The organism is Pseudomonas batumici, assembly GCF_000820515.1.
In the GTDB taxonomy this organism is placed as follows: domain Bacteria; phylum Pseudomonadota; class Gammaproteobacteria; order Pseudomonadales; family Pseudomonadaceae; genus Aquipseudomonas; species Aquipseudomonas batumici.
In genome coordinates this window covers 154,748-170,540 of sequence record NZ_JXDG01000061.1, presented here as the reverse complement: position 1 = coordinate 170,540, position 15,793 = coordinate 154,748, and the positions used below count along the sequence as shown (strand labels likewise).

Sequence of the window (15,793 nt, the reverse complement as noted above, 5' to 3'; positions counted from 1 at the left end):
TGCTGGCGATAGCGGCCTGATGGTCGATGCCGGGCTTACGGGCCTCATCGCCGGCAAGCCGGCTCCCACAAGGGGAGGCAGGCATGACGCGGGCGGCTACTGGGCCGCCGGCAATAGAAACCGCGCCAGCAGCGGCAAGTGATCGGAAATCGTCAAGGTATCGTCCTGCCGCACCCGTGCCTCGACCCGATTGAGCTTGGAACTGTAGAAAAAGTAATCCAGGGTCCGATCCGGCCCGCTGACATCGGGATCGTTCGGGTAGTACGTCAGCCACTGCTCACGGTCGATGCCGCTGGCCTCGTTGTTGCTCGGGATCATCGGGTACTGGTCCCACAACAGATGCAACTCGCTGTCCGCCGAGTAACCGCCGCGCAAGCGCGCCGGCAGGCGCAGATACTGGCTCAGCGGCAGCAGGTTGAAATCGCCGCCGATCAGCCAGGGCGTGCCCTGGCTCTCGAACTTGTCGAGCAATTGCCGGGTCATCCGCACTTGCCGCAACTGGGTGTCGTTCTGGGCATAGCCCCCCAGTTGCGTATTGATCACCGCCAGTTGCCCGCCGTCGCTCAACGGCAGGTAGTTCACCAGCAGCGCCGGGCGGGGCTGGAACTGACGCTTGAGCAGATTGCCCGGCGCCAGGGGCAATTGCTGGCGCTCGGCGTGTTCGACCTGATAGCGGCTCAAGGTCGCCAGCTTGCGCCCGACGCTACCGAGAATATGCAGGTTCGGGACAAAGTCGGCTTTCCAGTCGAACGCCTGGGAACTGCAGGGATACAGGTCCGCCAGACGCTCCTGGAGCAACTTCAACTGATCCTGGTAGGCGCTGGCCTTGGCGTTCTCGTCGACTTCCTGCAGCAACAGGATGTCCGGTTGCTCGGCGCGGATCACCCGCGTCACCTCGTCCAGGCTGAAAGCCATGTCCTCCGTGGTCGGACGCTCGTCCGGGCCGCTGCCGTCGGCCAGGTCGTACCAGAACACATAACGTTTGCCCGCCAGGTACTGGAGATTCCAGGTCATTACCTTGAGGGCCTGGCCCGGGACCAGCACCGGCGCTTCGGCGGTGCAGCGCACGGGCAGGGTTTCCCGGTCTTCCGGGCGCCAGGTCAGGCTGTAGACCAGCAGGGCGACCAGGCCCGCCGTAATCACCAGGCAGGCCACCAGATAACGTAATAGACGAGTCATGGGCCTCGCTTCAGTCGTTGGCGGAATTTTCACCAATCAGCATGTAGATTCGGAACAGCACAACGCTGGTGAACAGTTGCAGAAAACTGTGGGCGCTGTCGATGATCAGCGTCAGTACCGGGTTCTGCGGTGCCGGGTAGATGCTCAGGCTCAGGCCCTTGAACAGCCAGAGCGGCCCCATGACACACAAGATGCAGGTGAAGGTCAGCCAGAAGCGGCCGCGGCTCAAGGCGAAGCTTTCCTTGATCGCCTGCAGCGGCTCGCGTCCGCGCAGTACCAGCAGGTATTCGGAGAAGGCCAGCACCACGATCAGCCAGATGCCCGGAATGAAATACAGCGACAGGCCCAGCACGATGGCGATGGTGTTGACCGCCGACAGCAGCGCAAAGCGCGGCCACAGGCGCAGGGACATGGCCAGCAGGTCACGGTTGAGCGGTGCCTCGCCACGGCTGCGGGCATCGAGAAACAGGATCAGCGCCGCCGTGTAGAGCGGATAGACCAGCAGCCCGGCCAGCAACCCGTAGATCGGCGAGGCATCCGGCCCCACGGCGTTGTCCAGCAGTTGCTGGAGCAGGGCTTCGAAGATCACCAGCGGCAGGCAGAGCAGGGCAATCTGGCGCAGGTTGCGCTGGAAAAAGTACAGGGAGTCACGGATTACATTGAACGGGTTCATCGCTTGTCTATCGCACAGGCTGGGGCAGGGCATCACTTTAACCGATGGCGCGGACCGACACCCAAATGTAAACGTTAGGTAAGGATCATTGAAACTTCCTGTAACAACCCCATAACTGATGTACGCCCGGGCCCGGTTGGGTCGGGGCAATCGATTTCTACCCGGCAATCTAACGAGGTCGCCATGAACAGCGAAGAGCAAACCCTGATCGATGGACTGTTTTCACGGTTGCAGCAAGCCGAAACGGGTTCAGGCCCGCGTGACGCCCTGGCCGAAGCACGGATCAAGGAGCACCTGACTCGCCAGCCGGCTGCACCGTACTACATGACCCAGTCGATCCTGGTGCAAGAGCACGCGATCAAGAGCCTCGACGAACAGAACAAGCAACTGCAGGCACAGGTGCAGCAGCTTCAGGACGAGTTGCAGCAGGCCCGCGCCCAGGGTGCCGCACCGGCACCGAGCAGCGGTGGTTTCCTGTCGAGCATTTTCGGGGGCAGTCGCGATCCAGCGCCCGCACCGGCACCGAGCAGTTCCGCGGGCGGCTGGCGTGAGCCGGGGCGTCCGGCATTCAATGCACCGCCGCAGCAGAACTACAACACCCAACCCAACTATGCCCAGCAGCCGGCCTACGCCCAGCCCGCGCCGCAGCAGGCGGCTCCGGCGGCACCTATCGGCAGCGGCTTCCTGGGTGGCGCGCTGAAAACGGCGGCGGGTGTGGCCGGTGGCGTGATGCTGGCGGAAGGGATCAGCAGCCTGTTCCATCACAACCAGCAGCAACCGCAGATCATCGAGGAAATCATCGAGCCCAGCCCGATGAGCAACAACGGTGGTTGGGGTGACGATCAGCGTATGGCCAACAATGATTCCTGGGGCAGTAATGACCAGGGTGGTTTCGCCGACGCCGACTTCAGTGGCGACAGTTCCTTCCTTTCTGACGATGACGATTCCTACGTCTGATCTCAGCCGCTGATGGGTGTCGAGCGCAGAGCCTGCGCTTGACACCCTCGGCTCATCCCCGTCCCGCCGATTATTCGCTGAACCTTCCCCCAGGCTGGCATACTGCGCACCTAATCGCTTCCGAGCGCTCGTCATCACCCGCCAGTGCGCCTTTGCGCCATGAGGATTTGCGGTGAAGAAAATCGCTGTGTTCGCCGATGTGCAGAACCTCTACTACACCGTTCGCCAGGCCTATGGTTGTCACTTCAACTATGCCGCCCTGTGGGCCGATATCAGCCAGCGTGGGCAGATTGTCGAGGCCTACGCCTACGCCATCGATCGTGGCGACAGCAAGCAGCAGCAGTTCCAGCAGATCCTGCGCAACCTCGGTTTCACGGTGAAGCTCAAGCCCTACATCCAGCGCAGCGACGGCTCGGCCAAGGGCGATTGGGACGTGGGTATCACCATCGATATCATGGACGCGGCGCCCCATGTCGACGAAGTGGTGCTGGCCTCCGGCGATGGCGATTTCGACCTGCTGCTCACGCGCATCATCGACAAGCACGGTGTCGAGGCCGTGGCCTATGGCGTGCCGGGACTGACGGCCAATTCGCTGATCCGCGCCGCCAGCCGCTACGTGCCCATCGAAGGCGCGTTGTTGTTGAAAAACTGAAACCGATTTTGCAAAGGGCTGGGCTTTTGGAACGTATTGCGGTCATCGACTTTGAAACCACGGGCATTACGCCGAACGCGGGGTGCCGGGCCACGGAAATCGCCGTGGTCATCCTGGAACAAGGGCGCATCGTCGACCGTTACCAGAGCCTGATGAATGCAGGCGTCAGGGTGCCGGCCTTTATCGAACAACTGACCGGTATCAGCAACGCCATGTTGCGCACGGCGCCGTCGGCGGAGCGGGTGATGAACGAGGTCAACGAGTTCGTCGGGACCACTCCGTTGCTGGCGCATAACGCCGCGTTCGACCAGAAGTTCTGGGACTACGAGCTGGGGCGGATCAAGCGTACGCGCTTGCAGAATTTTGCTTGTTCGTTGCTGCTGGCGCGGCGCTTGATGCCGGCGGCACCGAATCACAAGCTGGGCACGCTGACTGCCTTCGCCCGCTTGCCGCATACGGGGCAGGCGCACCGGGCCATGGCCGATGCCGAGATGGCGGCGAACCTGCTGGCGCATATGGCCGGCGAGTTGCGCGACAAGCATGGGGTGCAGGTGTTGTCCCATGAGTGGTTGTGCAAATTGCAGAAGGTGCCGGCGGCGAAGATTGGCGAGCATTTGAAGCGCTATCGGGGTGTTTGAGCGTCATTGCGGCTGTTACATGGCTGATCAGAAACGCTTCTTGGCCTGTTCATAAACAGCACTGCGCTCGCGCTTCCCTATAGCGAGTACTACAACAACGATTCGTTCGTCTTCGACTCGGTAAACGAGCCGGTACCCGGCCCCACGCAGCTTGATTTTGTAGCAGTCCTTGAGTCCATGGAGCGCGTCACTCTGAACACGTGGGCCACGCCGACGCTCATCGAGCTTGCGCAGCAGTTGCAGTCGAAGTGCGCCGTCCAGATTGCGTAGCTCCTTCAGCGCCTTGGGATCCCACTCGATGGTGTACTCAGCGCCCATTTGCGATATCGGCCTGGGCTTCGGCAATCAGGTCGTCAAAAGAAACACGCACAGGCGTTTCATTGGCCTCAATGCGTGCCCTGGCCAACTGAGCCAGATCCAGATCGTCCAGGCGCTCCATCATCGTCTCGAACATGTCCGCAGGCACCATGTAACCCATAACACGGTTATGGTTCAGCACTGCCACTGGTGCGCCACCCGCTCCGCTCAACACGGCCGATGGGTTTTTCTTGAGTTCAGAGATGCTCACGACCATGTTGCTCAAAATACTTTGCATAATAAAGACTCCTAAATAGGTCGTTATTTTGGTCTTTTTATTCCTGTTGGGCAAGGCGTCACTTTAGCCGTCAGTCGCCAGATATTACGAAGGATTGGGCTGGCGCGGTCGACAGACGCGATTGTCGTGTGGTTTTAGGAAATGTCGTACCGCTAGTGGCGACCTGCGCTGTCTTTCCCGAGCGGTGCAGTGAGGTTAGCCTTTCTCCTGTCATCGCCAAATCGGTGACAGGGCGTAGGAACCCTTGCAATTGACTCTGTCGGTACTGAGCATCCACCATGATGCCCCGATTTTGTATTCGGGGATCTGTTATGGCGGCCGTGCGCGGGCACGTTGATTCGTGGCCGAGTGTCCCGAGAGAGCTCGGTTCCTACCCCGCGTACGGCTGCCACCCAAGTCCGTAGGAAGGCTTTTATGGCAGCTCCTTGAATCTCTCGGAGTATTCCAACAATGGAAAAAGTCAGTCTAGAAAGTCCTGCTGAAACCATACAAAGCCTTCTTGATAACGGCAGTGTTCCTGACGCATCAAAGCCGTGTGATCTGGCTGTTGATATCGTCTTCGAACCGCACATTTTCACCCGCTACCACCTCAAGCTCCGCGCCTTGCTCCTGCATGACGAAGCTTGGTTCTGTGCTCGTGATATCGGGCATTTGATGGGTATCGAGTGGCATGAACGTAAAGCCATCAAACTCGATCCGGATCAGCGGCGGGTGCTGAAACTCAAGGGTAGTGGCCAATCTGAAGATCACCTGATGCTCAGCGAATCTGGTGTCTACGCGATGCTGGTGTATCACTACCTGCCGGAGAATCGCCACCTGCGCCAATGGCTGACGCATCAGGTGCTGCCGATGTTGCGCGGTCAGCCACAGCCGGCTTTGACCCAGGCGCCGAGTCTTGGGATTCTGGAATGGGATGGTGGTGCGTTGAGTCTGTTGCATTGGCGCAAGGAGCCGTGGATTCGGCTGCGTGATATGCCGCAGGTGGTGCCGGTCGGTGGGTGCGGTGGTATCTGGTAGATAGCTATCGCGAGCAAGCTTGCTCCTACAGGTTTTGCGTCGTACACAGGCTTTGCGTACGACGCGGTCCTGTAGGAGCAAGCTTGCTCGCGATGGGGTGCGAAGCGCCCCCAAAACCGGCCAACACGGACTCCCAGGCAGAACGCCGCAGCCGATTTATCAACCCTTCGCCTTTCCATTCACTTCCAAATGCCCCAACGGCACCCGCCGCTCAATCGCGCTCGACAGCACAATCGAGGTCTTGCTGAACCCGAACTGCGCAACCCGATTGATCAACTGCTCCAGCTCCGCCATGCTCCCCACCGCCGCCTGCAGGATCACACAGGGATCCCCGGTCACCCGATGGCATTCGGTGATCTGCGGAATCTGCGCCAGGTCGTCGTAGACCTGCTGCTTGCCATGCTGGTTGAGCCGCAACTCGATCACGCACTGGATCGGCAGGCCGATCTTGGCCAGGTCCACCTTGGCCTGGTAGCCGGTGATGACCCCACTGCTTTCCAGCTTCGCCACCCGCTCCGCTACCGCCGGCGCGGACAAGTTGACCTTGCGCGCCAGCTCGGCGAACGAGGCACGGCCATTGTCCAGCAGCTCACCCAGGATCAAACGATCGTATTTATCCATCCACAGCCTCTCTACTACATGGGCTTTCGAAACAACGGCAAACAGCCGTGATATCCATTTATTGCAAAGTGTACCGGCCTTATAACAGAGTTTTGTAACTTATTATTTGCCAGGCGCCTTTCTAGAATAGCTTTCCCTTGTCCAGCCTGGATCCGCCCCATGCCTGCCCCACGCCGCTTTCCGTTACCGCTGATCGGTGCCTTTTTTGCGTTGTATTTCATCTGGGGCTCGACCTACCTGGCCATTCGTATCGGCGTGGAATTCTGGCCGCCGTTGATGATGGGCGGCATCCGTTTCGTCATCGCTGGCAGCCTGCTGTACGTCTACCAACGCTTTCGCGGGGTACCGGCGCCGACCTGGCAACAATGGAAAGCGGCGGCGGCCATCGGCGTGCTGCTGCTCAGTTTCGGCAATGGCGCGGTGACCCTGGCCGAGCACATGGGTGTGGCCTCGGGCGTCGCCGCGCTGACGGTGGCCACGGTGCCGCTGTTCACCCTGCTCTTCGGCTATTTCTGGGGCAGCCGCAATACCGGCCTCGAATGGGCCGGGATCGTGCTCGGCCTGATCGGTATCGCCCTGCTGAACATGGGCTCCAACCTGCAAGCCAGCCCGCTCGGCGCCGGCCTGCTGTTGTTGGCGGCGGCGACCTGGGCCTTCGGTTCGGTGTGGAGCAAGCACCTGCCGCTGCCCCAGGGGGGCATGGCCAGCGCGGCGGAAATGCTGGTGGGCGGTGGGATATTGCTGCTGGCCAGCTTTGCCCGGGGCGAGCGCCTGACCCAGATGCCCTCGACCGACGGCTGGATCGCCCTGGCCTACCTGACGTTCTTCGGCTCGATCATCGCCTTCAACGCCTACATGTACCTGTTGAAGCATGTGCGTCCGGCGGCGGCCACCAGTTATGCCTACGTCAACCCGGCCGTGGCGGTGCTGCTGGGCATCCTCTTCGCCGGCGAGCGCATCGGCTGGCCGGAGTGCATCGCCATGGCCGTGATCATCAGCGCCGTGGTGTTGATCGGTTTACCGCAGTGGCGCAAGCCGAAAGAGGCCTGACAGGGTAAACTGCCGCGCATTGCTTCCATGCGCTGACACTTTTCCTCCGGTGCTTTTTTCTACGGGATCCCCATGACATTCGCCACACTCGGCCTGATCGAACCCCTGACGCGGGCCCTGGACACCCTCGGTTACCAGACCCCCACACCGGTCCAGACCCAGGCCATTCCCGCCGTATTGGCGGGGGGCGACCTGATGGCCGCGGCCCAGACCGGCACCGGCAAGACCGCCGGTTTCGCCTTGCCGCTGCTGCAACTGCTGACGATGGAAGGGCCGAAAGTCGCCGCCAACTCGGTGCGTTCGCTGATCCTGGTGCCGACCCGCGAGCTGGCCGAACAGGTGCATGAAAGCGTGCGCCAGTACGCTGAGCACCTGCCGCTGAGCACCTACGCGGTGTACGGCGGCGTCAGCATCAATCCGCAGATGATGAAGCTGCGCAAGGGCGTCGACCTGCTGGTGGCGACCCCGGGCCGCCTGCTCGACCTGTTCCGCCAGAACGCCCTCAAGTTCAACCAGCTGCAGACCCTGGTGCTCGACGAAGCCGACCGCATGCTCGACCTCGGTTTCCAGGAGGAGCTGGGCAATATCTACAAGGCCCTGCCGAAAAAGCGCCAGACCCTGCTGTTTTCCGCGACTTTCTCCGATGCCATCCGCCTGCTGGCCGGGCAGATGCTCAACGATCCGCTGAGCATTGAAGTCAGCCCGCGCAACGTGGCGGCCAACACCGTCAAGCAGTGGCTGGTGACGGTGGACAAGAAGCGCAAGCCGGAGCTGTTCGTGCACCTGATGCGCAAGCAGCACTGGAAGCAGGTCCTGGTGTTCGCCAAGACCCGCAATGGCGTCGACCAGCTGGTGGAAAAACTCCAGGGCCTGGGCGTCAATGCCGACGGCATCCACGGCGACAAGCCCCAGGCCACCCGCCAGCGCGCGCTGGACCGCTTCAAGGCGAGCGAGATCCAGATCCTGGTGGCGACCGATGTGGCGGCCCGTGGCCTGGACATCGAGGACTTGCCGCTGGTGGTCAACTTCGACCTGCCGATCGTGGCCGAGGACTATATTCATCGGATCGGTCGTACCGGTCGTGCCGGGGCCACCGGTGAGGCGATTTCCCTGGTCTGCGCCGATGAGGTGAATCTGCTGTCGGCGATCGAGACCCTGACCCGTCAGACCCTCAGACGCCAGGACGAAGCTGGTTTCGAGCCGGATCACCGGGTGCCGGACACCGATGCCTCGGGCAACGTGGTCAAGAAACCGAAGAAGCCGAAAAAACCGAAAGTCTCCGGCGGCGGCAAGCGCAACCTGGGCAAGTGGGTGGACAGCGGCGAGAAGCCGGAAGATGTGGCGCCGCCGATCAAGCCGGTGCGCAAGGTGCCGGCGTTCAATACCGGGCCGCGCAAGCGCAAGCCGTAAGGCTGTAGGAGCCGGCTTGCCAGCGATGAGGCCCTTGAGCCATGCGTCGTTTGTGCGGACGCCATCGCCAGCAAGCCGGCTCCCACAGTTGTCCGTGTCACCCTGAGATTTCCTGCGGGAACGCTTCCCCTTGCCGGTGCGAGCGGGGGCTCGAAAATCTTAAGCCCGCTGCCGCAACCACTCCAGCATCCCGTGTCCCGCCACCCGCCCGCTGGCAAAGCAGGCGGTGAGCAGGTAGCCGCCGGTGGGCGCTTCCCAGTCGAGCATCTCGCCGGCGCAGAACACCCCGGGCAACGCCTTGAGCATCAATCGCTCATTCAAGGCCTCGAACGGTACGCCACCCGCGCTGCTGATGGCCTCGTCCAGCGGCCGCGTCTTGACCAGCGTCAGCGGCAAGGCCTTGATGGCCCCGGCCAGTCGCGCCGGGTCGGCAAAGGTCTCGGCATTCGTCAGCTCGCGCAGCAATGCCGCCTTGATCCCGTCGATGCCCAACTGGCTGTGCAGGTGCTTGGCCATGGAGCGTGAGCCGCGCGGTTTGGCGAGCGCGGCCTGGACCTTGTCCAGGGGCTTGCCGGGCAGCAGGTCGATCTCGATCGTCGTGCTGCCCTGATGGTTGATCTGTTCGCGGATCGGTGCGGACAGCGCGTAGATCAGGCTGCCTTCGATGCCGCTGGCGGTGATCACGCATTCCCCCAGGCGCGGCGTGCCCTGGGGCGGGGCGATGGCGACGTTCTTCAGTGGAGCACCGGCGAACTTGTCACGCAGGACCTCGCTCCAGCCCGCGACGTCGAAGCCGCAGTTGCTCGGCTGCAACGGTGCAGCCGTCACCCCCTGTTGTTCAAGCAATGGCAGCCAGGCCCCGTCGGAGCCCAGTCGCGCCCAACTGCCGCCACCCAGCGCCAGAAGCGTGGCCTCGGGACGCAGGGTTTTTTCGCCGTCGGGGCTGTGGATAACCAGGCTGCCATCGCGCCAGCCCAGCCAGCGGTGGCGGGTGTGGATAACTACCCCGGCTTCGCGCAGGCGCTTGAGCCAGGCACGCAGCAGTGGGGCGGCCTTCATGTCGCTGGGGAAGACCCGGCCGGAGCTGCCGACAAAGGTAGTTATCCCCAGGCCGTGAATCCATTCGCACAGTTCATTGGCGCCGAAGGCCCGCAGCAACGGGGCGATCTGCGGTGCCCGTTCGGCGTAGCGGGACAGGAACGCCGGATAGGCTTCGGAATGGGTGATGTTCATGCCGCCGACGCCGGCCAGGAGGAACTTGCGCCCCACCGAGGGCATGCCGTCGTAGAGGTCGACCTGGATACCCGCCTGGCTCAGCACCTCGGCGGCCATCAGGCCGGCGGGGCCACCACCGATAATGGCGACGTGGGAGGAGGCGTCAGGGGCTGGTTGGGTCATGGCGGGCGGCGACTTGGCTGAACGAGCCGGGCATTCTACGTTTTTCCGCCGATGCTGTGGTGTATGCGGATTCTTGTGGGAGCCAGCTTGCTGGCGATGGCAGCTGGACGGGCACCTCAAGGCTCGAGGGCCTCATCGCCGGCAAGCCAGCTCCCACCGGATTGCTGTCGTCCCCGAGTCATGTGTTTGACGCGGACCACTGTGGGAGCCGGCTTGCCGGCGATGAGGCCCTTGAGCCTTGCATTGATTTCAAGGACGCCATCGCCGGCAATCGAGCGTCGACCGGCCGCTCCTACAGTAGAGCGCATTCGCCTGTGGGGGGAGCGGTGGATTCAGCGCTGTACGAAAAACATACAGCCTTCTGTAACCCTTTCCCCGTAAGGCCCGTAGCGTATTTCACTCAGGTTATCCACAGGCGGCTCCACAGCCATTGTGGGTAAGCCCAGGCTTCAATGACAACCCGATGACGTCCAGACCTTCCGTGCGCTGTGGTGCAGGATCCCGTGGCGCCGGGCCAGGGCCTGGCGATCCTTGCTGTAGCCGCCGCCGATCACCCCGACCACCGGGATATCCCGGCCCAGGCAATGGCGCAGGACGCTTTCATCCCGGGCGGCCACACCCTCATCGGTGAGTTTCAGGTAACCCAGGGCATCGTCCTTGTGTACATCCACGCCGGCGTCGTACAGCACCAGGTCCGGCTGGTAGAGCGGCAGCAGGTAGTTCAGGGCGTCATCCACCACCTTGAGGTAGTCGCTGTCACCCATGCCCATGGGCAAGGGAATGTCCCAGTCGCTGTGGGCCTTGCGCGCCGGGAAGTTTTTCTCGCAGTGCAGGGAAACCGTGATGGCGTCCGGGGTGTCTTCCAGGATGCGCGCCGTGCCGTCGCCCTGGTGCACGTCGCAGTCGAAGATCAGCACCCGACCCACGCGACCGCTTTCCAGCAGGTAGCGGCTGATGATCGCCAGGTCGTTGAAAATGCAGAACCCCGCCGGATGATCGTAATGGGCATGGTGTGTGCCGCCCGCCAGATGGCAGGCCAGGCCGTGCTCCAGCGCCTGCTCGGCGGCCAGCAGGGAACCGCCCACCGCGCGCACGGTGCGGCGCGCCAGGGCCTCGTTCCAGGGCAGGCCGAGGCGGCGCTGGTCTTCGCGGGACAGTTCGCCCGCCAGGTAGCGCTCGATGTAGCCACGGTCGTGGGCCAGGGCGAGGATATCCACAGGGCAGATCTCCGGGCGCAGCAGATCGGCGTCCCGGGTCAGGCCGCTGTCCACCAGGTGATCGCGCAGCAGGCGGAACTTGTCCATGGGAAAGCGATGCTCCGCCGGGAACTCGGGGCTGTAGTCATCGTGGTAGATCAGGGGCAACGGCATGGCATGCTTATGTGGGAAGACATGTAGGAAGAAGTGAAGGATCTTATCAGCGCGGTACACTGATGAGCAGGGAGTCAGCCTTGAAGGCATCCGCGGGAGGAATTGATGGAGCCGATACTGCAACTTGAGAGCGCACGCTTGCTGTTGCGCCAGTGGCGCGACGAGGACCTGCCGGAGTTTGCCCGGATGTGTGCCGACCCTCAGGTGATGCGCTATTTCCCGACGGCCCTGAACCGTCTGGAAAGTGCCGCATTGATCGGACGGATTCGCGGGCACTTCGCCGAATACGGCTTTGGCCTCTGGGCCCTGGAGCGCAAGGACACCGGGGCCTTTATCGGCCTGACCGGGTTGATGCAGGTGAACTTCGACGCCGCCTTCACCCCTGCGGTGGAGATAGCCTGGCGCCTGGCCCGCGAGCACTGGGGCCTGGGCTACGCCAGCGAGGCGGCCTGGACCGCGTTGGGTTGCGGCTTCGAGCACCTGGCCCTGGAGGAGATCGTGGCCTTTACCACCGAGAGCAACACGGCTTCGCAGAAGGTCATGCAGGCCATCGGCATGGATTACGATCCGCAGTCCGATTTCGATCATCCGAAGCTTGCCGACGACCATCCGTTGCGTCATCACGTGCTCTACCGCATCAGTCGCGAGCAATGGCTGCGAACCCTGCTTGGATAGCCGCGGGGTTGGCCGATCCGCTGCAACGCCTGGAGCGACAAACGCTGTATCATTCGAGGCCTGTGGCAAGCCTGCTGGCCACACAAGCACGGATGGCTTGATAGCGTCTTTAAGTGAACCGTATTGCCCTGTGTGAGGAGCGTTTGAATGAGCCAAGTGCTGGAAGACCTGGTCGACTTGCTGACCCTGGAGCCGATTGAAGAAAACCTGTTTCGCGGCCGCAGCCAGGACCTCGGGTTTCGCCAGTTGTTCGGCGGCCAGGTGCTGGGCCAGTCGCTGTCGGCGGCCAGCCAGACGGTCGAGCCGGCGCGGCATGTGCATTCGATGCACGGCTATTTCCTGCGCCCGGGCGATGCCGGACTGCCGGTGGTCTACTCGGTCGACCGGGTACGCGACGGCGGCAGTTTCAGCACGCGGCGCGTCACGGCGATCCAGAAGGGCCAGCCGATCTTCACGTGCAGCGCCTCGTTCCAGTACGACGAAGCCGGCTTCGAGCACCAGAGCAGCATGCCCCAGGTGGTGGGGCCGGAGAACCTGGCCACCGAGCTGGAACTCACCCAGCAGCGCGCCCACCTGATCCCCGAGCACATGCGCGACAAACTCCTGTGTCCCAAGCCCATCGAAGTGCGCCCGGTCACCGAGAAGGACCCATACAACCCGCAGCCGTCGGACCCGGTCAAGTACGTCTGGTTCCGCGCCGACGGTGCGCTGGCCGACTCGCCGGCGCTGCATAAGTACCTGCTGGCCTACGCCTCGGACTTCGGCCTGTTGACCACCTCCTTGCTGCCCCATGGCAAGTCGGTGTGGCAGAAGGATATGCAGGTCGCCAGCCTCGACCACGCGCTGTGGTTCCACGCCGACCTGCGAGCCGACGACTGGTTGCTGTATGCGATGGACAGCCCCTGGGCCGGCAACTCCCGCGGGTTCTCCCGGGGCAGCGTGTACAACCGCGCCGGGGTGTTGGTGGCCTCGGTGACCCAGGAAGGCCTGATCCGTCATCGCAAGGATTGGGCATGAGTCTGTCGGATGTGCGTCATTGGGTGTTCGACATGGACGGCACCCTGACCGTCGCCGTGCACGATTTCGCCGCCATCCGCGTGGCCCTGTCGATTCCGCCGGAACACGACATCCTCAAGCATCTGGCGGCGCTGCCCGCCGATGAGGCGGCCGCCAAACATGCCTGGTTGCTGGAGCATGAGCGGGATCTGGCGCTGGGTTCGAAACCGGCGGTGGGGGCGGTGGAGCTGGTCCGCGAGCTGGCCGGGCGCGGTTATCGCCTCGGCATCCTCACGCGCAATGCCCGCGAGCTGGCCCATGTGACGCTGGAGGCCATCGGTCTGGCCGACTGTTTCGCGGTGGAGGATGTGCTGGGCCGCGACGAAGCGTCGCCCAAGCCGCATCCGGGTGGCCTGTTGAAACTGGCCGCCGCCTGGGACGTGGCGCCGAGCGAGATGGTGATGGTCGGTGATTATCGCATCGACCTGGAGTGCGGACGGGCGGCGGGGGCGAGGACGGTATTGGTCAACCTGCCGGACAACCCCTGGCCGGAGCTGACGGATTGGCATGCCGAGGATTGCGTGGTGCTTCGGCAGATGCTTTCGGCTTGATGAGGATCGCCTACTTCCCGAACAACGCCTTCTGCCCCTGTGGCGAGGTCAACATCCCATCACCGTCATGCCCGACCCCGGGCACCTCCACCAGCGTCTGCGTGAACCCTTGCGGATGACGCTGCTGCAGGTAGGCAAAATAGTTATGTCCACGAATCAACCGATACGCGTCCTGGGCCTCCGCCGCGCAGCTCTTGTCCAGGGCCGGATGATTCGGGTCGGTATCCCGTTGCCCCAGCAGGTAGGTGATATCGCGCTGCACATAACCCTGCTCCAACTGCTCGGGTGATTGCCCCATGGCGTAGGCTGGCAGGTCCTGCAGGCCGTATTTCCAGCGGTTGAACCCCGGACAACTCGACGGATTGAATCCTGCCACCGGTCGCTGGGCGCTGAAATAGGCATAGGACGACGGGTTGGCGATCACATAGCGCAGCTTGATGCCGCTCCCCGCCAATTGCCTGTCGCCATGCCCCACCAGTGCATAGCGCTGCACCACCTGGGCACCGCCGGAGTGCCCGGCGACGACCACTTCGCGCAGTGCCGGAAACGCTTTGCGATCGTCCAGACGCGCGAGGATTTCATCCAGGGCCGTGTAGGAACTCAGCGCCGAAGGTCCGGTCGAGTCCGCACCGGCCATCCAGTCATTGCCCCGCCAGCGCAGCAGGTGATCCGGCAGGTGATGGCGCCGTACATCGCTTTCGTTGAGGAACTGCGGGGCGATGACCAGGCTGGTGGTCGCTTGTCCGGCCAGGGCGGCGGCCTGCTCGGCGCTGTGCAGATAGGTCTGGGCGTTGCGCAGGCGACCATGCACGATGATCACTGCCCGTTGGACTTCCGGTAGCGGCTGGCGCCAGTCCTGGCTGAGGCCCAGCGAAAGCTCCCCGGCGCCCATGGCCAGCCGTTCGGGGCTGATGACCGGCACTGCCGGCTGTGCCGCCTGGAGGCTGGAGGCACCTAGGCAGAGCGCGGCCAGTGTGAGTAGTCGGTACATTTTCCGGTGCTTTGCAGCCAAGGTGTCGTACTGGCCGCCGCCGCGAGCCTCCACCCCACCGTCGCCACGTCTTGCTGTTTTCCAGAGCATGCCGGAATCCTCTTGTGGGTCTCTTGTCGAGTGTCGCTGCTGCGTGGCCGGGAAGCCAGCCCGGGTGGCGGTCTGGCAGCTAAAGCCGGAAGCGGGTCACCAGGCCTTGCAGGTCCAGCGCCAGTTGGGCCAGCTCATGGCCGGTGGCCTGGGTCTGGCGCGACGCCTCGGCACTTTCCTGCGACAGGTCGCGAATGTTCAGCAGGTTGCGGTCGACCTCGCGCGCCACCTGGGCCTGTTCTTCCGAGGCGCTGGCAATCACTAGGTTGCGCTCGTGAATCTGCTCCATGGCCCGGGTGATCTCGCCCAGGGCACTGCCGGCATGCTCGGCGAAGGCCAGGGTGTCGGCGACCCGTTGGTGGCTGCCGTGCATCGAATCTACGACGCTGTCGGTACGCCCCTGGACATTGGCGATCATCTGTTCGATTTCCCGGGTCGACTGCTGGGTGCGGTGGGCGAGGGCGCGTACTTCATCGGCCACCACGGCAAAGCCGCGCCCGGCCTCACCCGCGCGAGCCGCCTCGATGGCCGCGTTGAGGGCCAGCAGGTTGGTCTGTTCGGCAATCGCGCGAATCACATCGAGCACTTTGCCGATCTCCCGCGATTGCTCGGCCAGCGATTGCACCTGTTGCAGCGCCGAGCCGACATCGCTGCTCATCGACTGGATCGAGCCCAGGGTCGCGTCCACCCGTTGGCGGCCCTGGCTGGCCTGTTCGCTCGACTGACGGGTGACGTCGGAGGTGGAGACGGCATTGCGCGCGACCTCCTCGACGGCCGTGGTCATCTCGTTGACCGCGGTGGCGGCCTGTTCGATTTCCTGATGCTGTTGCTGCACGCGGCGGCTGTCCTGCTCGGTGCTCCGGTTCATCC

18 protein-coding genes are annotated in these 15,793 nt (G+C 63.2%); 9 read left to right on the top strand and 9 right to left on the bottom strand.

Annotated features, from left to right (window positions below; translation table 11 throughout):
• Positions 1-96: 96 nt before the first annotated feature.
• Complete coding sequence (locus UCMB321_RS23880) at positions 97-1,179, bottom strand: endonuclease/exonuclease/phosphatase family protein (protein WP_040071146.1); 1,083 nt, start codon at positions 1,177-1,179, stop codon at positions 97-99.
• Positions 1,180-1,189: 10 nt separating this feature from the next.
• On the bottom strand, positions 1,190-1,852 hold the full coding sequence (locus tag UCMB321_RS23875) for a YciC family protein (RefSeq protein WP_040071145.1): 663 nt from the start codon (positions 1,850-1,852) through the stop codon (positions 1,190-1,192).
• Between the two features lie 183 nt (positions 1,853-2,035).
• On the opposite strand from UCMB321_RS23875, the gene UCMB321_RS23870 reads away from it, so the two are divergent.
• From UCMB321_RS23870 to UCMB321_RS23860, 3 genes are all read left to right on the top strand, one after another.
• The gene (locus UCMB321_RS23870) at positions 2,036-2,809 is read left to right on the top strand and encodes a DUF2076 domain-containing protein (protein WP_040071144.1); all 774 of its coding nucleotides are present in this window, start codon (positions 2,036-2,038) and stop codon (positions 2,807-2,809) included.
• Positions 2,810-2,981: 172 nt separating this feature from the next.
• Positions 2,982-3,461 (top strand): NYN domain-containing protein, encoded by a 480-nt coding sequence (locus UCMB321_RS23865; RefSeq protein ID WP_040071143.1) that lies wholly within the window; start codon positions 2,982-2,984, stop codon positions 3,459-3,461.
• A 26-nt stretch (positions 3,462-3,487) separates the two neighbouring features.
• The gene (locus tag UCMB321_RS23860; RefSeq protein ID WP_040071142.1) at positions 3,488-4,099 is read left to right on the top strand and encodes a 3'-5' exonuclease; all 612 of its coding nucleotides are present in this window, start codon (positions 3,488-3,490) and stop codon (positions 4,097-4,099) included.
• 27 nt (positions 4,100-4,126) lie between these two features.
• Here UCMB321_RS23860 and UCMB321_RS23855 read toward each other — a convergent pair whose 3' ends face one another.
• Both UCMB321_RS23855 and UCMB321_RS23850 read right to left on the bottom strand, forming a co-directional pair.
• Entirely contained in the window at positions 4,127-4,417 is a 291-nt protein-coding gene (locus UCMB321_RS23855) for a type II toxin-antitoxin system RelE family toxin (protein ID WP_040071141.1), read from the bottom strand.
• Entirely contained in the window at positions 4,407-4,694 is a 288-nt protein-coding gene (locus UCMB321_RS23850; protein ID WP_040071140.1) for a type II toxin-antitoxin system Phd/YefM family antitoxin, read from the bottom strand. The genes UCMB321_RS23855 and UCMB321_RS23850 overlap by 11 nt, the downstream gene beginning before the upstream one ends.
• Before the next feature lie 450 nt (positions 4,695-5,144).
• Here UCMB321_RS23850 and UCMB321_RS23845 point away from each other — a divergent pair, with 450 nt between their 5' ends.
• A complete protein-coding gene (locus tag UCMB321_RS23845; RefSeq protein ID WP_084615149.1) occupies positions 5,145-5,711 on the top strand; it encodes a BRO-N domain-containing protein in 567 nt (188 codons plus the stop codon).
• A 159-nt stretch (positions 5,712-5,870) separates the two neighbouring features.
• Here UCMB321_RS23845 and UCMB321_RS23840 read toward each other — a convergent pair whose 3' ends face one another.
• The gene (locus UCMB321_RS23840; protein WP_040071139.1) at positions 5,871-6,332 is read right to left on the bottom strand and encodes an Lrp/AsnC family transcriptional regulator; all 462 of its coding nucleotides are present in this window, start codon (positions 6,330-6,332) and stop codon (positions 5,871-5,873) included.
• 159 nt (positions 6,333-6,491) lie between these two features.
• Between UCMB321_RS23840 and yedA the strand changes: the two genes are divergently transcribed.
• Complete coding sequence (gene yedA / locus UCMB321_RS23835; RefSeq protein ID WP_040071138.1) at positions 6,492-7,382, top strand: drug/metabolite exporter YedA; 891 nt, start codon at positions 6,492-6,494, stop codon at positions 7,380-7,382.
• A 72-nt stretch (positions 7,383-7,454) separates the two neighbouring features.
• Positions 7,455-8,792, top strand: a complete 1,338-nt coding sequence (gene rhlE1, locus UCMB321_RS23830; RefSeq protein WP_040071137.1) for an RNA helicase RhlE1 — start codon at positions 7,455-7,457, stop codon at positions 8,790-8,792.
• A gap of 159 nt (positions 8,793-8,951) precedes the next feature.
• Here rhlE1 and UCMB321_RS23825 read toward each other — a convergent pair whose 3' ends face one another.
• On the bottom strand, positions 8,952-10,190 hold the full coding sequence (locus UCMB321_RS23825; protein WP_040071136.1) for a TIGR03862 family flavoprotein: 1,239 nt from the start codon (positions 10,188-10,190) through the stop codon (positions 8,952-8,954).
• Positions 10,191-10,639: 449 nt separating this feature from the next.
• Positions 10,640-11,560 carry a histone deacetylase family protein gene (locus tag UCMB321_RS23820; protein WP_040071135.1) on the bottom strand — a complete coding sequence of 307 codons (921 nt, stop codon included), beginning with the start codon at positions 11,558-11,560 and terminating at the stop codon, positions 10,640-10,642.
• 105 nt (positions 11,561-11,665) lie between these two features.
• Between UCMB321_RS23820 and UCMB321_RS23815 the strand changes: the two genes are divergently transcribed.
• From UCMB321_RS23815 to UCMB321_RS23805, 3 genes are all read left to right on the top strand, one after another.
• On the top strand, positions 11,666-12,235 hold the full coding sequence (locus UCMB321_RS23815) for a GNAT family N-acetyltransferase (RefSeq protein ID WP_040071134.1): 570 nt from the start codon (positions 11,666-11,668) through the stop codon (positions 12,233-12,235).
• Between the two features lie 147 nt (positions 12,236-12,382).
• Positions 12,383-13,252: an acyl-CoA thioesterase II gene (gene tesB, locus UCMB321_RS23810; protein ID WP_040071133.1), complete on the top strand. Its 870-nt coding sequence runs from the start codon at positions 12,383-12,385 to the stop codon at positions 13,250-13,252.
• On the top strand, positions 13,249-13,842 hold the full coding sequence (locus UCMB321_RS23805; RefSeq protein ID WP_040071132.1) for an HAD family hydrolase: 594 nt from the start codon (positions 13,249-13,251) through the stop codon (positions 13,840-13,842). The genes tesB and UCMB321_RS23805 overlap by 4 nt, the downstream gene beginning before the upstream one ends.
• 10 nt (positions 13,843-13,852) lie before the next feature.
• Here UCMB321_RS23805 and UCMB321_RS23800 read toward each other — a convergent pair whose 3' ends face one another.
• The gene (locus UCMB321_RS23800) at positions 13,853-14,833 is read right to left on the bottom strand and encodes an alpha/beta hydrolase (RefSeq protein WP_040071131.1); all 981 of its coding nucleotides are present in this window, start codon (positions 14,831-14,833) and stop codon (positions 13,853-13,855) included.
• A 169-nt stretch (positions 14,834-15,002) separates the two neighbouring features.
• Positions 15,003-15,791: a methyl-accepting chemotaxis protein gene (locus UCMB321_RS31900; RefSeq protein ID WP_425338611.1), complete on the bottom strand. Its 789-nt coding sequence runs from the start codon at positions 15,789-15,791 to the stop codon at positions 15,003-15,005.
• Positions 15,792-15,793 lie beyond the last annotated feature (2 nt).

Excerpts from the sequence above, each read along its gene's own strand:
- UCMB321_RS23880 (WP_040071146.1), bottom strand. The coding sequence starts at position 1,179 with ATGACTCGTCTATTACGTTATCTGGTGGCCTGCCTGGTGATTACGGCG.
- UCMB321_RS23875 (WP_040071145.1), bottom strand. The coding sequence starts at position 1,852 with ATGAACCCGTTCAATGTAATCCGTGACTCCCTGTACTTTTTCCAGCGC.
- UCMB321_RS23870 (WP_040071144.1), top strand. The coding sequence starts at position 2,036 with ATGAACAGCGAAGAGCAAACCCTGATCGATGGACTGTTTTCACGGTTG.
- UCMB321_RS23855 (WP_040071141.1), bottom strand. The coding sequence starts at position 4,417 with ATGGGCGCTGAGTACACCATCGAGTGGGATCCCAAGGCGCTGAAGGAG.
- UCMB321_RS23850 (WP_040071140.1), bottom strand. The coding sequence starts at position 4,694 with ATGCAAAGTATTTTGAGCAACATGGTCGTGAGCATCTCTGAACTCAAG.
- UCMB321_RS23845 (WP_084615149.1), top strand. The coding sequence starts at position 5,145 with ATGGAAAAAGTCAGTCTAGAAAGTCCTGCTGAAACCATACAAAGCCTT.
- UCMB321_RS23840 (WP_040071139.1), bottom strand. The coding sequence starts at position 6,332 with ATGGATAAATACGATCGTTTGATCCTGGGTGAGCTGCTGGACAATGGC.
- yedA (WP_040071138.1), top strand. The coding sequence starts at position 6,492 with ATGCCTGCCCCACGCCGCTTTCCGTTACCGCTGATCGGTGCCTTTTTT.
- rhlE1 (WP_040071137.1), top strand. The coding sequence starts at position 7,455 with ATGACATTCGCCACACTCGGCCTGATCGAACCCCTGACGCGGGCCCTG.
- UCMB321_RS23825 (WP_040071136.1), bottom strand. The coding sequence starts at position 10,190 with ATGACCCAACCAGCCCCTGACGCCTCCTCCCACGTCGCCATTATCGGT.
- UCMB321_RS23820 (WP_040071135.1), bottom strand. The coding sequence starts at position 11,560 with ATGCCGTTGCCCCTGATCTACCACGATGACTACAGCCCCGAGTTCCCG.
- UCMB321_RS23815 (WP_040071134.1), top strand. The coding sequence starts at position 11,666 with ATGGAGCCGATACTGCAACTTGAGAGCGCACGCTTGCTGTTGCGCCAG.
- tesB (WP_040071133.1), top strand. The coding sequence starts at position 12,383 with ATGAGCCAAGTGCTGGAAGACCTGGTCGACTTGCTGACCCTGGAGCCG.
- UCMB321_RS23805 (WP_040071132.1), top strand. The coding sequence starts at position 13,249 with ATGAGTCTGTCGGATGTGCGTCATTGGGTGTTCGACATGGACGGCACC.
- UCMB321_RS23800 (WP_040071131.1), bottom strand. The coding sequence starts at position 14,833 with ATGTACCGACTACTCACACTGGCCGCGCTCTGCCTAGGTGCCTCCAGC.
- UCMB321_RS31900 (WP_425338611.1), bottom strand. The coding sequence starts at position 15,791 with ATGAACCGGAGCACCGAGCAGGACAGCCGCCGCGTGCAGCAACAGCAT.